Origin of the sequence: Mycobacterium sp. NPDC050441 (assembly GCF_040655355.1) — a bacterium.
Lineage (GTDB): Bacteria > Actinomycetota > Actinomycetes > Mycobacteriales > Mycobacteriaceae > Mycobacterium.
Genome location: NZ_JBFAJS010000011.1, coordinates 199,388 through 214,750, shown reverse-complemented (window position 1 = coordinate 214,750; position 15,363 = coordinate 199,388). Strand labels below are relative to the sequence as shown.

14 protein-coding genes are annotated in these 15,363 nt (G+C 66.2%); 8 read left to right on the top strand and 6 right to left on the bottom strand.

Features of this window, described 5'->3' with window-relative positions:
* Window positions 1-19 precede the first annotated feature (19 nt).
* Both mshB and AB0I14_RS28250 read left to right on the top strand, forming a co-directional pair.
* On the top strand, window positions 20-877 hold the full coding sequence (mshB, locus tag AB0I14_RS28255) for an N-acetyl-1-D-myo-inositol-2-amino-2-deoxy-alpha-D-glucopyranoside deacetylase (protein ID WP_358028994.1): 858 nt from the start codon (window positions 20-22) through the stop codon (window positions 875-877).
* A 177-nt stretch (window positions 878-1,054) separates the two neighbouring features.
* Entirely contained in the window at window positions 1,055-1,411 is a 357-nt protein-coding gene (locus AB0I14_RS28250; RefSeq protein ID WP_358028991.1) for a hypothetical protein, read from the top strand.
* A gap of 4 nt (window positions 1,412-1,415) precedes the next feature.
* Here AB0I14_RS28250 and AB0I14_RS28245 read toward each other — a convergent pair whose 3' ends face one another.
* Window positions 1,416-2,879 carry a hypothetical protein gene (locus AB0I14_RS28245; RefSeq protein WP_358028988.1) on the bottom strand — a complete coding sequence of 488 codons (1,464 nt, stop codon included), beginning with the start codon at window positions 2,877-2,879 and terminating at the stop codon, window positions 1,416-1,418.
* A gap of 202 nt (window positions 2,880-3,081) precedes the next feature.
* Here AB0I14_RS28245 and AB0I14_RS28240 point away from each other — a divergent pair, with 202 nt between their 5' ends.
* A complete protein-coding gene (locus AB0I14_RS28240; RefSeq protein WP_358028985.1) occupies window positions 3,082-5,673 on the top strand; it encodes a bifunctional FO biosynthesis protein CofGH in 2,592 nt (863 codons plus the stop codon).
* Window positions 5,674-5,702: 29 nt separating this feature from the next.
* On the opposite strand, the gene AB0I14_RS28235 is transcribed toward AB0I14_RS28240, so the two are convergent.
* Window positions 5,703-6,287, bottom strand: coding sequence for an excalibur calcium-binding domain-containing protein (locus tag AB0I14_RS28235; RefSeq protein WP_358028982.1), 585 nt, complete (start codon window positions 6,285-6,287; stop codon window positions 5,703-5,705).
* 178 nt (window positions 6,288-6,465) lie between these two features.
* Between AB0I14_RS28235 and AB0I14_RS28230 the strand changes: the two genes are divergently transcribed.
* Window positions 6,466-7,014, top strand: a complete 549-nt coding sequence (locus tag AB0I14_RS28230) for a YceI family protein (protein WP_358028979.1) — start codon at window positions 6,466-6,468, stop codon at window positions 7,012-7,014.
* A 58-nt stretch (window positions 7,015-7,072) separates the two neighbouring features.
* Here AB0I14_RS28230 and ctaD read toward each other — a convergent pair whose 3' ends face one another.
* Window positions 7,073-8,770, bottom strand: a complete 1,698-nt coding sequence (gene ctaD, locus AB0I14_RS28225) for a cytochrome c oxidase subunit I (protein WP_358028976.1) — start codon at window positions 8,768-8,770, stop codon at window positions 7,073-7,075.
* 47 nt (window positions 8,771-8,817) lie between these two features.
* Here ctaD and fdxA (AB0I14_RS28220) point away from each other — a divergent pair, with 47 nt between their 5' ends.
* Both fdxA (AB0I14_RS28220) and AB0I14_RS28215 read left to right on the top strand, forming a co-directional pair.
* On the top strand, window positions 8,818-9,162 hold the full coding sequence (fdxA, locus tag AB0I14_RS28220) for a ferredoxin (RefSeq protein ID WP_358028973.1): 345 nt from the start codon (window positions 8,818-8,820) through the stop codon (window positions 9,160-9,162).
* A complete protein-coding gene (locus AB0I14_RS28215; protein ID WP_358028970.1) occupies window positions 9,159-9,782 on the top strand; it encodes a helix-turn-helix domain-containing protein in 624 nt (207 codons plus the stop codon). Before fdxA (AB0I14_RS28220) ends, AB0I14_RS28215 begins: the two co-directional genes overlap by 4 nt.
* 17 nt (window positions 9,783-9,799) lie before the next feature.
* Here AB0I14_RS28215 and AB0I14_RS28210 read toward each other — a convergent pair whose 3' ends face one another.
* Window positions 9,800-11,815, bottom strand: coding sequence for an NADPH-dependent 2,4-dienoyl-CoA reductase (locus AB0I14_RS28210; protein ID WP_358028968.1), 2,016 nt, complete (start codon window positions 11,813-11,815; stop codon window positions 9,800-9,802).
* Between the two features lie 264 nt (window positions 11,816-12,079).
* On the opposite strand from AB0I14_RS28210, the gene fdxA (AB0I14_RS28205) reads away from it, so the two are divergent.
* Entirely contained in the window at window positions 12,080-12,403 is a 324-nt protein-coding gene (gene fdxA, locus AB0I14_RS28205) for a ferredoxin (protein WP_358028966.1), read from the top strand.
* Between the two features lie 29 nt (window positions 12,404-12,432).
* A complete protein-coding gene (gene dapC, locus AB0I14_RS28200; RefSeq protein WP_358028964.1) occupies window positions 12,433-13,539 on the top strand; it encodes a succinyldiaminopimelate transaminase in 1,107 nt (368 codons plus the stop codon).
* Here dapC and AB0I14_RS28195 read toward each other — a convergent pair.
* A complete protein-coding gene (locus AB0I14_RS28195) occupies window positions 13,528-14,145 on the bottom strand; it encodes a response regulator transcription factor (RefSeq protein ID WP_358028962.1) in 618 nt (205 codons plus the stop codon). The genes dapC and AB0I14_RS28195 overlap by 12 nt on opposite strands.
* On the bottom strand, window positions 14,142-15,362 hold the full coding sequence (locus AB0I14_RS28190; protein ID WP_358028960.1) for a sensor histidine kinase: 1,221 nt from the start codon (window positions 15,360-15,362) through the stop codon (window positions 14,142-14,144). The genes AB0I14_RS28195 and AB0I14_RS28190 overlap by 4 nt, the downstream gene beginning before the upstream one ends.
* Window position 15,363: the final 1 nt, after the last annotated feature.

Genomic DNA, 15,363 nt, shown 5'->3' with positions numbered 1-15,363 from the left:
GTCGCTATCGTCGGTCACGATGCCCAGCGAAACGCCCCGCCTGTTGTTCGTCCACGCCCATCCGGACGACGAAACCCTCACCACCGGTGCCACGATCGCGCATTACGCGGCGCGCGGCGCCGACGTCCGTGTGGTGACGTGCACGCTCGGAGAGGAGGGGGAGGTCATCGGCGACCGCTATGCCCGGTTGGCTGTCGACCACGCCGATCAACTCGGCGGATATCGGATCAGCGAGCTGACCGAGGCGCTGAGCGCGCTCGGTATCGGCGGACCGCAATTCCTCGGCGGCCCCGGTCGATGGCGGGACTCGGGCATGGAGGGTTCACCGGCACGCAAGCAACAGCGTTTCATCGACGCCGATTTCGATGAAGCGGTAAGTGAACTCGTGCGCATCATCGAGGACATGCGACCGCACGTCGTCGTCACCTACGACCCCGACGGCGGGTATGGGCACCCCGACCACAAACAAGCTCACCGCGTCACCACCGAGGCCGTCGCGGCCGCAGGATGGGCCGTGCCCAAGTTCTATTGGACGGTCATGGCCAGCACCGCGATGCGGACCGGCCTCCAAGGCCTACAGGGCGTGCCGGCGGATTGGATCCGGATCGATGTCGGGGATGTTCCGTTCGGGTACGCCGACGACCGGATCGACGCAGTCGTCGACGCCAGCGCCCAGTTGCCCGCCAAGGTCGCCGCGATGCGGGCGCACGCCACCCAGGTCACCGTCGCCGCCGACGGCAGTGCATTCGCACTGTCCAACAACCTCGCCCTGCCACTGCTCGGGGAGGAGCACTACGTGCTCGTATCGGGCGACGCGGGCGAGCGCGATGCGCGCGGGTGGGAAACCGACCTGCTGACGGGACTGCATCTGCAATAGCCGAACCGAACGCGGTAAGCTCCGGTCAATCAGAGGCGTCGAAGGGACATTCATGGACCCCGATCTGGATCCGAACCTGCAGCATTGGCAGGACCGTGCGGACAACTTCCAGTGGGTGGTGGGTTCGCTTGTCGGTCTGCTCGACAGCATGCCGACCTGACCCCGCCCTCCGACCTTGTGCTGGGCCGCGTCGTCCTGGCACTGCTCGCGGTTGACGGCATCATCTCGGCCGTCGTAGGCGCCCTTCTGCTGCCTTCATATATTGGATCGATCCCGTTCCCGGTGAGCGCGCTGGCCGCCGGAGCGGTCAATACCGCGCTTGTGTGGGCGGCCATGTACTGGACCGACTCCATGCGGATGGCGGCGCTGCCGCTGTGGACCTGGCTGGCCACCGTCGTCGCGATGACCTTCGGTGGACCCGGCGGTGACATCATCTTCGCCGGTCCGGGACTGATGGCCTACGGCTCGCTGATATTCATCGCCGCCGGCGCGCTACCACCGGTGGCGATGCTGCGACGGCGTCACCGCCGCTGACCTATTACTTGCTGTCCTTGTTCGACTTGCCGTTGTCGTTGGAGTCCTTGGACTGCTTGGAATCGCTCGGCTTTGAATTCGTGGGTGAAGCCGTCTTTTCCTTCTTCACCTTCGGCTTCGGCGTGACGTTCTTGACGGCCGTCTTCACCGCGTCACGTGTGTCGTCGCCGACCTTCTTCGCGGCATCGACCGCACTCTGGACCCGGGTCTGAACTCGCGACTGCACGTCCGTCGCCTTGTCGGCCGTCTTCGTCTGGACGTTGCGGTTGGTGACCGGACTCGTCAGCGTCGGTGTCGTGTCCTTGGCCGTGTCGACCGGGGCCTGCAACGACGCGCGCACCGAGGTCGGCACATTCGCCACCTCGTCGGTGTTCGTCTCGGTCGCGGCGACTCTGGGGGTGAAGTAGTTGATCTGGTCGTCGACGTAATTGCCGACGGCGTTGAGCGCGTTGCTGCCATGCGAGGTGAAGCTGTTGCCGACGAAGCGAGCTTCGGTGCCTGCGGCCTCGAGTAGCCCTTGGCCGTTCTTCAGCACGTCGTTGAGGTAGCGGTCAGGGACTTGGATCAGATCGGTGGTCAGGCCGACACCCTGGCTGGACAGCGCGCTGACCAGCTTGTAGTTGATGTCGAGCTGGCGGCTGAGGAAGTTCAGCCGCAGCGAATCGAGCACGTTGTCAGCCCCGTTGACCGCGAAGTTGGTCGCGTTGTGCACGACGTCGTAGGCGCCGTTGATGGTGTTCACCGCGGCATCGGTCACGAAGTCGGCGGGTGGCAACACGACATCACCGACGAGACCGCGCAGGCCCGGGAAGAGGGCGCCGGGTGCGGCGGCCAGTGATTGCGTAGCGGCGAACGGGCGTGGCGGAAGCGGCGGCAAGATCCAGCCGAAGAAGTAGTTGAACTCGGCGATGCCGAAATTGATGCCGGCGTTGACTGCTGCATTGACCGTATTGACGAACCCGTTCGACCACACGTAGGGGTTCAGCGGATCGTTGACGACCGGAACCAGCCAGCCGTAGAAGTAGCCGTTGGCAATCGGCCGGATCAGGGTGTCATAGAAGATGCCGATCTGGTCGCCGATGAGGTAGCCGTAGGGGACCAAGCCGAAGGCCCATTGGGCGAGGTCGACGCCGTAATCCACCCAATACTGGATGCCTTGGTAGGCCGAGGTCAGCCAGTCGCCGGCCGCGTTCTGGACACCGACATCCCCGGTCGTCGCCGCTGTCGGGGCCACTCCCGGTGTGGGGGCGCCGGACTCGGTGGACACCTTGGGTGCCACCGCGGCGGTCATCCGGCTCGCCGCAGCGAGCAGATCGATCATCGCCTGCGTCAGCTGAGGCTGGGTCGATGTCGGGTGCGCAGGGACGGCGATGTCCGCCGGGGCCGCTTGTACCGGGGCGAGGGCGATGGCCGTGGCGGTGGCTGCGGCGGCTCCCGCCACGAGATACGAACGAACACTTGTGGACATCACGACTCCTCCGGTATCCCCTTCCCGACGGAAATAACTTACGTGGTCGGGAACCCGTTCGTCGCACCTTTAAGTTGTGTGTCCCCTAAGGGCCCCGCGTTGCGGTTACATGCTGGGTCTACTGTGGCCGGTATGCCGGGCGCATTGGTTTCAGAATGTGAGACGCGTGGATGATCGTGCACAACGACGGGGTTACACGGAAGTGGCTCTGAACCCCCAGCACGGCGCCGATCTGCCCACCCCGGCCGTCCCACCGAAGTCTGCTGCGCCCAGCGCGCCGACCACTTCGGCGGCCCTACGCCGGGTGTTACGGCGGGCCCGGGACGGCGTGACCCTCAACGTCGACGAGGCCGCGATCGCGATGACCGCCCGCGGCGAGGATCTGGCCGATCTGTGTGCCAGCGCCGCGCGGGTGCGCGATGCGGGCCTGGAATCGGCGGGCCGGCGTGGTCCCGACGGCCGGCTTCCGGTCAGCTATTCGCGCAAGGTCTTCATCCCCGTCACGCATCTGTGCCGCGACACCTGCCACTACTGCACCTTCGTGACCGTGCCCGGCAAGCTGCGCGCGGCGGGCACGGGCATGTACATGGAGCCCGACGAGATTCTCGACGTGGCTCGCCGCGGTGCCGAGTTGGGCTGCAAGGAGGCGTTGTTCACCTTGGGTGACCGCCCCGAGGATCGCTGGGACGAGGCCCGGCAGTGGCTCGACGAGCGCGGCTACGACTCCACCCTGGACTACGTGCGGGCCATGGCCATTCGCGTGCTCGAGGAGACCGGCCTGCTGCCGCATCTGAATCCCGGCGTGATGAGTTGGTCGGAGCTGTCTCGCCTGAAGCCCGTCGCGCCGTCGATGGGCATGATGCTGGAGACCACCTCCCGGCGCCTGTTCGAGAACAAGGGGGAGGCCCATTACGGCAGCCCCGACAAGGATCCGGCGGTCCGTCTGCGCACTCTGGACGATGCCGGCCGGCTGTCGATCCCGTTCACCACCGGCCTGCTGGTCGGCATCGGCGAGACGCTGACCGAGCGTGCCGAGACCATGCATGCAATCCGCAAGTCCCACAAAGAGTTCGGGCACGTTCAGGAAGTGATCGTGCAGAACTTCCGGGCCAAGGACCACACCGCGATGGCCTCGACGCCCGACACCGGGATCGACGACTTCATCGCGACGATCGCGGTGACGCGCCTGGTGTTGGGCCCGAAGATGCGGATCCAGGCGCCGCCGAATCTGGTGTCGCGTGATGAATGCCTGGCGCTCATCGGCGCCGGCGTCGACGACTGGGGCGGCGTGTCACCACTGACCCCCGATCACGTCAACCCCGAACGGCCCTGGCCCGCCCTGGACGATCTGGCCGGCGTCACCGCCGAGGCCGGTTACGACCTGGTGCAGCGGCTCACCGCGCAACCGCAGTACGTGCAGGCCGGTGCGGCCTGGATCGATCCGCGGGTGCGCGGGCACGTCGATGCGCTGGCTGATCCCGAGACCGGGTTCGCCCTTGACGTCAATCCGGTCGGCCGGCCCTGGCAGGAGCCAGACGAAGCATCCGAATCGTTGGGCCGTATCGATCTGCACTCCGCGATCGACTCCGAGGGCAGGCTCACCGAGACCCGCAGCGACCTGGACAGCGCGTTCGGCGATTGGGAGTCGATCCGCGCCAAGGTGCACGAACTGGCCGCCCGCGCCCCCGAACGCGTCGACACCGATGTGCTGGCCGCGTTGCGCTCCGCCGAACGCAATCCGGGCGGCTGCAGCGACGACGAGTACCTCGCTTTGGCCACTGCGGATGGTCCGGCACTGGAGGCCGTTGCCGCACTGGCCGATTCGCTGCGTCGCGATGTCGTCGGCGATGACGTCACCTACGTCGTCAACCGCAACATCAACTTCACCAACATCTGCTACACCGGTTGCCGGTTCTGCGCCTTCGCGCAGCGCAAGGGCGACGCCGATGCCTACTCGCTGTCCACCGACGAGGTGGCAGACCGGGCCTGGGAGGCGCACGTCGCCGGTGCCACCGAAGTCTGCATGCAGGGCGGCATCGACCCCGAATTGCCGGTGACCGGCTACGCCGACCTGGTGCGGGCCGTCAAGGCGCGGGTGCCTTCGATGCACGTGCACGCGTTCTCACCCATGGAGATCGCCAACGGCGTCACCCGCAGCGGGTTGTCCGTGCGGGAATGGCTGACTTCGCTGCGCGAGGCCGGGCTGGGGTCGATCCCCGGCACTGCCGCCGAGATCCTCGACGACGAGGTGCGCTGGGTGCTGACCAAGGGCAAGCTGCCGACCTCGGAGTGGATCAACGTCGTGACGACCGCGCACCAGGTGGGCCTGCGTTCGTCGTCGACGATGATGTACGGCCACGTCGACACACCCAAGCACTGGGTCGGCCACCTCAATGTGCTCCGTGGCATCCAGGACCAGACCGGCGGCTTCACCGAATTCGTGCCGCTGCCGTTCGTGCATCAGTCCTCACCGCTGTACCTGGCCGGAGGTTCCCGTCCCGGGCCGACGCACCGCGACAACCGCGCCGTACATGCATTGGCCCGGATCATGTTGCACGGCAGGATTCCGAGCATCCAGACCAGCTGGGTCAAGCTCGGTATCGAGCGGACCCAGGTGATGCTGCGCGGCGGTGCCAACGATCTGGGCGGCACGTTGATGGAGGAGACCATCTCCCGGATGGCCGGTTCCGAGAACGGGTCGGCCAAAACTGTGGCCGAGCTCGTCGCGATCGCCGAGGGCATCGGTCGCCCCGCCCGTCAGCGGTCCACGGATTACTCGCCGCTGGCGGCCTAGCTTTCGGCACCTCGCGGTCGCTCGCGGAGTTACGACAGCGCGCTCGCGCGGGTCAGGCAGTTCACGTCGTGCCCGTCGCCGGCGGTACCTGAGTCCATCAACCGACCGCTGAGGATCTCGCAGGCCAGGCTCCCGGCGTCACCGATGATGGGATCGGCACCGACCATCTGGTCGCCGACGCCACTGCTGAACAACGTCGCCTGCCCGCCGCAGTGCGTGCCGGTCTGCAGAGTGCCTGCCGGGCCGGACGGTGCTGTGATGCCGATGCAGTTCGCGCCGGTCCAATTGACGACGGTGGTGTAGCCGCCTGTGCCTGTGCCTGTGCCTGGGCTCGCGGGAACCGCCGGGGCGAGTGGCGCCGGGCTGGTTGCCGCCGGACCGCCGCCATACAGCGGGAGTCCTTGGCTGCCGGATGCCGAGCCGCCACCGGTCTCGCAGGCAATGCCGTCGCCGTCGCGGTCCAGCTTCGAGCTGTAGCCGGGCTGCCCCGCATAGAGGGGGGCGGCGCCGGCAGCGCGCGCTGCAGCGCAATTCGGGTACGCGTTGGCGGTAGGTGCAGTGGCGAGAATCGTCGTTGCTACGGCACAGACCAGGGCGAAAGAAAGTAGGCGCATACCAGTGGGTCCGATCTTGAAATTAACAGTGATGAAGATTGCTGACCAGAGCATGATGCGCCGCCGGGCTCAAGATCGGCAGAAAAATTCTGAAATTCGGGAATGGAATCGGACTGCAGTCCGGTTGTCTCCAGTGAAGGTGCCGGATCGACCGGGCCGCACAACCCAAGGAGACACCATGACCGCAGCAGTAGCCACCGACCTGACCGCAGGCACCTGGGCCATCGACCCCGTGCACTCGTCGATCAACTTTTCGGTCCGCCACCTCATGGTGAGCAAGGTTCGCGGCAGCTTTGAGACGTTCAGCGGTGCGGTTACCGTCGCCGAGGACGGCACCCCGTCGGTCAGCGCCACCATCGACGTCAACTCCATCGACACCCGCAACGAGCAGCGCGACGCGCACGTGCGGTCCGCAGACTTCTTCGACGCCGAGAACCACCCGACCGCTACCTTCGTCTCCACCGGCGTGCGGCCTGATGGTGACGACTACATCGTCGACGGCGACTTCACCCTCAAGGGCGTGACCAAGCCCGTTTCCCTCAAGCTCGAGTACAACGGTGTGAACCCCGGCATGGGCCAGGGCGCCGTCGCAGGATTCGAGGCCTCGGTCGTGCTGAACCGCAAGGACTTCGGCATCGACATCGACATGCCCTTGGAGACCGGCGGCACCGTCGTCGGCGACAAGGTCACCATCACCCTCGAAATCGAGGCACTCAAGCAGGCCTGAGTCCGCGAATGTGAAGCCACCGTGAAGCCACTGCGAAAAATTCGCAGTGGCTTCACATTCAATGCCGGCCCACGTGCGCCTCTTCCCGCATCCGCTCGACCATGTGCGGATAGTGCAACTCGAAAGCCGGTCGCTCGGAACGGATCCGGGGAAGCTCGGTGAAGTTGTGCCGCGGGGGCGGGCAACTGGTGGCCCACTCCAGTGAGTTGCCGTAGCCCCACGGGTCATCGACGACGACCGGTTCGCCGTAGCGCCAGCTCTTGAAGACATTCCATACGAACGGCAGCATCGAGACGCCCAGGATGAAGGCGCCGATGCTGGAAACCACGTTGAGTGTGGTGAAACCGTCCGACGGCAGGTAGTCGGCATAGCGCCGCGGCATGCCCTCGTTGCCGAGCCAGTGCTGTACCAGGAATGTGGTGTGAAAACCGATGAACGTCAACCAGAAATGGATTTTGCCGAGGCGCTCATCGAGCAACCGGCCGGTCATCTTCGGGAACCAGAAGTACACCCCTCCGAACGAGGCGAACACGATGGTGCCGAACAGCACGTAGTGGAAGTGCGCGATCAGGAAGTAGCTGTCTGTGACGTGGAAGTCGATCGGTGGGCTGGCCAGCATGACACCGGACAGTCCGCCGAGCAGGAACGTGACCATGAAGCCCACCGAGAACAGCATGGGTGTTTCAAAGGTCAACTGTCCCTTCCACATTGTGCCGATCCAATTGAAGAACTTGATGCCGGTCGGCACGGCGATGAAGTATGACATGAGGGAAAAGAACGGCAGCAGAACGGCTCCCGTTGCGAACATGTGGTGTGCCCAGACCGCCATCGACAGGGCGCCGATGCTTATCGTCGCGTAGATCAGAGTGGTGTAGCCGAACAGTGGTTTGCGGCTGAACACCGGGATGATCTCGGTGACGATGCCGAAGAACGGCAACGCCACCACGTAGACCTCGGGGTGGCCGAAGAACCAGAACAGGTGCTGCCACAGGATGGCTCCGCCATTGGCCGGGTCGTAGATGTGGGCACCGAGGTGACGGTCGGCGGCCAGGCCGAACAGTGCGGCAGTCAGCAGCGGGAACACCATCAGCACCAGAATGCTGGTGACGAGGATGTTCCAGGTGAAGATCGGCATCCGGAACATCACCATGCCGGGTGCGCGCATACACACCACGGTGGTGATCATGTTGACGGCTCCGAGGATGGTGCCGAGACCGGCGACGGCCAGGCCCAAGATCCACAGGTCACCGCCGGCGCCGGGGGAGTGGATGGCGTTACTCAGTGGGGCATAACCGGTCCAGCCGAAGTCTGCGGCGCCACCGGGGGTGATGAACCCGGCGAGGGCGATGAGTGCGCCGAATACGAACAGCCAGAATGACAGCGCGTTGAGCCTTGGGAACGCGACGTCGGGTGCGCCGATCTGCAGGGGTAACACGAGATTGGCGAATCCGAACACGATCGGGGTGGCGTAGAACAACAGCATCACGGTGCCGTGCATGGTGAACAGCTGGTTGTACTGCTCGGTGGACAGGAACTGCAGCCCCGGTTCGGCGAGTTCGGTGCGGATGAACAACGCCATCAATCCGCCGGTGAAGAAGAACACGTAGCAGGCGACCATGTACATGATTCCGATCAGCTTGTGATCGGTGGTCGTGATGAGCTTGTAGACCAGATTTCCGCGTGGCCCCAGACGCGGCGGGAATGGTCGCGTGCTGGCGAGGTCGGTGCTGATTGATGAGGTTGTATGTGCCGTCATCGCGTTGCTCCAGTTTTTACAAACTAACCTTGTATAAACTATGAGCCATGACATACGTGATCGGCAAGCCATGTGTGGATGTGATGGATCGCGCGTGCGTCGACGAATGCCCGGTCGACTGCATCTACGAGGGTGCGCGCGCGCTCTACATCCATCCCGACGAATGTGTGGACTGCGGTGCCTGCGAACCCGTCTGCCCGGTCGAGGCCATCTACTACGAGGACGACCTACCCGACGAGTTCGCGGCCTACAAGGATGACAACGTCGCGTTCTTCTCCGAGACGCTGCCAGGACAGGACGGGCCGTTGGGCTCGCCGGGCGGCGCGGCCAAGCTGGGACCGGTGGGTGCTGATGCACCGCTGGTGGCGAGCCTGCCGCCACAACAGTCATGAGCGCACCCCGTGGGCGACGCCGCGATGTCCTGACCGTGTTGCGCGACGCTGACGCGCCGATGAGCATCGCGGCCATCGCCGAACAACTCGATGTGCACGCCAACACCGTGCGATTCCACCTCGATGCCCTCCTCGAGCAGGAACAGATCCGCCGGGTCGCCGAGGCGCGTGACAAGCCCGGGCGCCCACCGCAGCTGTTCGCCGCGGTTGGGGGCATGGACCCCGGCGGTCCACGGGACTACCGGCTGCTCGCCGAGGCATTGGCCGAATCGGTCGCGGCCGAGGCAGCGCCGGGTGCGGGCACCAGTGCAGCGGGGCGCAGGATGGGTGCCCGGTTGGCGGTCGCCCGATCCGAAGTGTCCGACCGAACACCGGTGGAGAAGTTGGTGGACCTGCTCGACGACCTCGGCTTCGCCCCCGAGCCCGACGCCGTGGGCAACGAAATCGCGTTGCGGCACTGTCCGTTTCTGGAAATTGCGCGGGTACGCCCCGAGGTGATCTGCCCGGTCCACCTGGGTCTGATGCAGGGGGCGATGACGGCCTGGGAGGCGCCGGTCACGGTCGACGGCTTACGCCCGTTTGTGGAATCCGACCGGTGCGTCGCGCAACTGAGCGGCTGAACAGCAACTAGGCAGGCCTAGAGCGCAGCGGCCAACTCGGTGCCCTGTTTGATTGCTCGTTTCGCGTCGAGTTCGGCTGCCACGGCAGCGCCCCCGATGATGTGGGGTTCGATCCCGTTGCGCCGCAGGTCCTCTTCGAGATCACGCACCGATTCCTGTCCGGCGCAGATCACCACGTTGTCGACCGGGAGCACGCGTCGATCCCGGCGTTCGGAACCGAAGCTGATATGCAGACCGTCATCGTCGATGAGCTCGTAGTTCACTCCGGAAAGCTGATGCACTCCTTTGGCTTTCAGTGAGGCTCGATGCACCCATCCGCTGGTCTTGCCGAGGCTGCGGCCCTGCGGGCCTTTCGTGCGCTGCAGCAGATACACCTCGCGAACGGCGGGCGCGGGCAGCGGAGTGGTGAGCGCGCCACGGGCCTCCTGAGGATCGGCCACGCCCCACTCGGCCTTCCACTCCTTGAGGTTCAGTGTCGGCGACTGGTCGGTCGTCAGGAATTCGCTGACATCAAAGCCGATTCCGCCGGCGCCGATCACCGCCACCGACTTGCCCACGTACGCACCGGTGATGGCCTGGGCGTAGGTGAGGACCTTCGGATGATCGATCCCGGGAATGGCGGGAAGCCGCGGCGTCACCCCGCTGGCGAGCACCACGTCGTCGAAGCCGGTCAGGTCGTCGACCCCGGCTCGAACCCCCAGCCGCACGTCGACCTCGAACTTGTCGAGCATCGTCGTGTAGTACCGGATGGTCTCGTTGAACTCTTCCTTGCCGGGAATCCTTCTGGCCAGGTCGAATTGGCCACCGATTGCCGATCCCGCCTCGAACAGCGTCACCCGGTGGCCACGCTGGGCGGCGTTGACCGCGGCGGCGAGCCCGGCCGGGCCGGCCCCGACGACGGCCACGGAACGGGCCCGACGTGTCGGGCTGAGCACCAGTGTCGTCTCCCGCCCGGCCCTGGGGTTGAGCAGACACGAAACCTTCTTGTGCACAAAGGCATGGTCGAGGCAGGCCTGATTGCACGCGATGCAGGTGTTGATCTCGTCGGCACGCTCCTCGGCCGCCTTGAGTACCCAGTCCGGATCGCTGAGCAGGGGCCGCGCCATCGAGATCAACTGGACGTGGGTGTCGGCCAGGATCTGTTCGGCGGTCTGCGGCATGTTGATCCGGTTGGATGCCACCACCGGGATGGAGACGTGCTCGGCCACGGCACTGCTGATGTCGGCGAACGCGCTGTTGGGTACCGAGGTGACGATCGTGGGTACCCGGGCCTCGTGCCAGCCGAAGCCCGAGTTGAGGATCGTCGCTCCGGCGGCCTCGACTTCCGTTGCCAGGGCGACGATTTCCTCCCAGGTCTGACCGTCCTCGACGTAATCGGCCATCGACAGGCGATAGCAGATGATGAAGTCGGAGCCCACCGCCTCACGCACCCGTCGCACGATCTCGACGGGGAAGCGGCGGCGTTTCTGCGGGGTGCCGCCCCACGCGTCGGTGCGTTTGTTGGTGCGCGGTGCCAGGAACTGGTTGACCAGATAGCCCTCGCTGCCCATGATCTCGACGCCGTCATAACCGGCCTCGCGGGCCAGCAGTGCGCAGCGGACGAAATCGTCGATGGTGCCTTCGACATCACGCAGTCGTCGCGGCTTGAACGGGTTGATCGGAGCCTTGATCGACGATGCGCTCACCGAGAGCGGGTGATACGCATAGCGTCCGGCATGCAGGATCTGCAGCAGGATCTTGCCGTCGGCCTCGTGCACAGCGCCGGTGATCCGGCGGTGGCGCCGCGCTTCTGTGGACGACACCAGTTGTGAGGCGAGGGGCAGCAGCCAGCCGGTCCGGTTCGGCGCGTAGCCGCCGGTGATGATCAGCCCGACGCCGCCGCGGGCCCGCTCGGCGAAGTACTCGGCCAGCTTCGCGGTGTCACCGGCGCGGTCCTCGAGGCCGGTGTGCATCGAGCCCATCACCACCCGGTTGCGCAGCGTGGTGAAGCCGAGGTCCAACGGCGACAAAAGATGCGGATAGGTCAACCCCATGTCCGCAGAGTAGGTGGGACCGACGGTCCTATGCAACTAATTGACTGATTTGGGCCGGGTCGAAGGAATCGGTCGGGCGGCTAGGCGCGGTGTATGTGCAACGTTTAGTATCAGTTACTACGCGCGCCACCCTTGACCGGATGGCGCGTGAAGTTAGGGCACACTGAGACGAGCGTCCAAGTATGGGCAACGCATACTGTGACGTCGAACTCATCAGAGTCCCGACCACCGAGCCCAGCAGCCCACTGGACAGGAGAGACATCAGTGACGTACGTCATTGCCGAACCCTGCGTCGACATCAAAGACAAGGCATGTATCGAAGAGTGCCCGGTCGATTGCATCTACGAGGGTGCCCGCATGCTGTACATCCACCCCGACGAGTGTGTGGATTGCGGCGCGTGCGAACCGGTCTGCCCGGTCGAGGCCATCTACTACGAAGACGATGTGCCGGACCAGTGGAGCAGCTACGCGCAGGCCAACACTGACTTCTTCTCCGAGCTGGGCTCACCCGGCGGCGCTTCCAAGGTCGGCCAGACCGACAACGATCCGCAGATGATCAAGGATCTGCCGGCCAAGGCCGAGGACTGAGCACAGTCGAATCCGGCTTCGAGACTGACGTGGTGCGACAGCGTCGTTCGGCGACACTGCCAGAGTTTCCGTGGGACACCCTGGCCGACGTCACCGCTCTGGCCCGATCGCACCCCGACGGAATCGTCGACCTTTCGGTAGGTACTCCGGTAGACCCGGTGGCGCCGGTGATCCGGGAAGCCCTGGCCGCCGCCAGTTCCGCCCCCGGCTATCCGACGACGGCCGGAACCCCGGCACTGCGCGCCTCGGCCGAAGCGGCGCTGCGACGCCGGTACGGGATCACCGACCTGGCACCAGATGCGGTGCTGCCGGTGATCGGCACCAAGGAGCTGATCGCCTGGCTGCCGACGCTGCTGGCGATCGGCCCCGGCGATGCCGTCGTCGTCCCAGAGCTCGCCTACCCGACCTACGAGGTCGGCGCCCTGCTGGCCGGGGCGCAGGTGCTGCGCGCCGATTCACTGACCCAGCTGGGTCCGCAGCGTCCCGCGCTGATCTACCTGAACTCACCCAGCAATCCCACCGGGAAGGTGCTCCCGGCCGACCACCTGCGCAAGGTGGTGTCCTGGGCCCGCGACCGCGGCGTGCTCATCGCTTCCGATGAGTGCTACCTGGGCCTGAGCTGGGAAGGGGAGCCGCTCAGTGTCCTGCATCCGTCGGTCTGCGACGGTGACCACACCGGGCTGCTGGCCGTGCACTCGTTGTCCAAGACCTCCTCGCTGGCCGGCTACCGCGCCGGGTTCGTCGCCGGTGACCCGGCTGTGGTCGCCGAACTGCTCGCGGTCCGCAAACATGCCGGGATGATGGTGCCGACGGCGGTGCAGGCCGCGATGGTCGTCGCCCTCGACGACGACGAGCACGAAGCCGTGCAACGCGAGCGGTACGCGCAGCGTCGAGCGGTTCTGCTGCCGGCACTGCAGGCGGCCGGGTTCACCATCGAGCATTCCGAAGCCGGGCTCTACCTGTGGGCCACTCGCGGTGAGGCCTGCCGCGACACCGTCACGTGGTTGGCCGAGCGTGGGATCCTCGTCGCGCCGGGCGAGTTCTACGGTCCGGCCGGGGCGCAGTATGTGCGGGTCGCCCTGACCGCAACCGACGAGCGCATCGCCGCTGCGGTCCAGCGGTTGTCAGCCCAATAGCCCCAGCGACATCGCCTTCGTCACGGCCGCGGTGCGATCGGACACCCCGAGTTTGTGGAATGCCCGCAGCAGATGCGTCTTCACAGTGGCCTCACTGATGTGCAGGGCGCGGCCGATATCGGCGTTGGTGGCGCCCGTGGCCACCAGGGCCAGCACCTCGGCCTCCCGCACCGACAACGTCACCGCGGGCGCCCGGACCGCGTTCACCAACCGGTCGGCAACCCCAGGGGCCAGCACCGTCTTGCCGCGCGCCGCGTCGCGCACCGCGCGGGCCAACTCGGCGCGGGATGCGTCCTTGAGCAGGTAGCCCGTCGCCCCGGCCTCGACGGCGCGAAGGATGTCGGTGTCGCTTTCGTACGTCGTGACCACCACGATGTGGATCGAAGGATTGTCGGCCAGAATCTGTGCAGTGGCGGTGACGCCGTCGATCCCGGGCATCCGCAGATCCATCAAGATGACATCGGGACACAGCTTTCCGGCCAGTCCGATCGCCTCGGCCCCGGAGCCGGCCTCACCGATCACGGTCAGGTCTTCCTCGGCGTCGATCATGCCGCGCAGCCCCTCGCGGACCACCGGATGGTCATCGACCAGCAGGACGGTCGTCATGCCGGCACCGCCACGACGACCCGCACACCGCCGCCGTCGGGCACCGACAGCGTCAGGGTGCCGCCGACCTGATCCAGCCGGGCCTGCATTCCGCGCAGGCCGAATCCGTCGACGTGATCGGGCTGTAGGCCGACGCCGTTGTCGGACAAGGAAAGTCGTACCCCGTCCGGCGTGGGTTGGAGCCGGACCTGGAGTCCACTGGCCTGGGAATGCCGGCGCACGTTCGTCATCGCCTCCTGGGCGCTGCGCAGCAACACCACATCGGTGGCCATGCCGAGCTGCGGTAGGTCGTCGTCGATATCTATGTCGACGACGATGCCGGTTTCGGCGGCCAGGCGTTCGCACTGGCGACGTAGCGCGGCGGACAGTGTGCCCTCCTGCAGGGCGGCCGGGGTCAATCGGGTCACCATGGTGCGGGCCTCGGCCAGGTTGTCTCGCGCGGTGTTGCGGATCAGCTCCACATGCCGGGCGGCGGCGGCCGGATCGCTGTCGCTCTCGGCCTGCACCGCCTGGGCGAGCGCCACGATGCTGGTGAACCCCTGGGCCAGGGTGTCGTGGATTTCCCGGGCCAGCCGCTCGCGCTCGGCGGCCACCCCCGCCTCGCGTGACAACTCAGCGGCCTGGGCCCGGCTGGCTGCCAGCTCGGCAACCGTCTCGGCCAGCTGCTGCCGCTGGCGCATGGTCGTCATGATCGTGGTGCCGATGATCGGGGCTGCCACCGCACCCACCAGTGTTACCGCCGCCACCGGAGGCAGGCTCGGCCACGCCAGCCCGTGGACTGCCACGGCCAGGCCCAACGGTGCGAGAGTGACCAGGAAGGTCAGCGTCAACGCCGCTGCCAGCGGCAGCGTGGCGAAGATCAGCGGATAGAGCGCCGGGATGGCCGCGACGGCCGGCGCCGCTGCGAGCAGCGCGACGAGCCACAGTCCGATCATCACAGCCACGAACGTCGCCGTGCGTGCCCGCACCGGGCCGGCAATCGGATCCGCATCGTGAATGATGTTGCGCCCGAACACCAGAACGATCGCGACCATCGCGGTGAGTGAGCCGCAGGCCACCGGTACGTTGCCGCCGATCGTGTTCCGCAGCAGCACGACCGCGACGATCGCCGCAATGCACAGCCCGCAGACGTAGGTCTCCCACATCCAGTGCCAGTCGGACGGCTCGCCGACGGCGGGCCTCGAATCCGAGGTCGTGGTCGGACCGGTTTCGGTCATC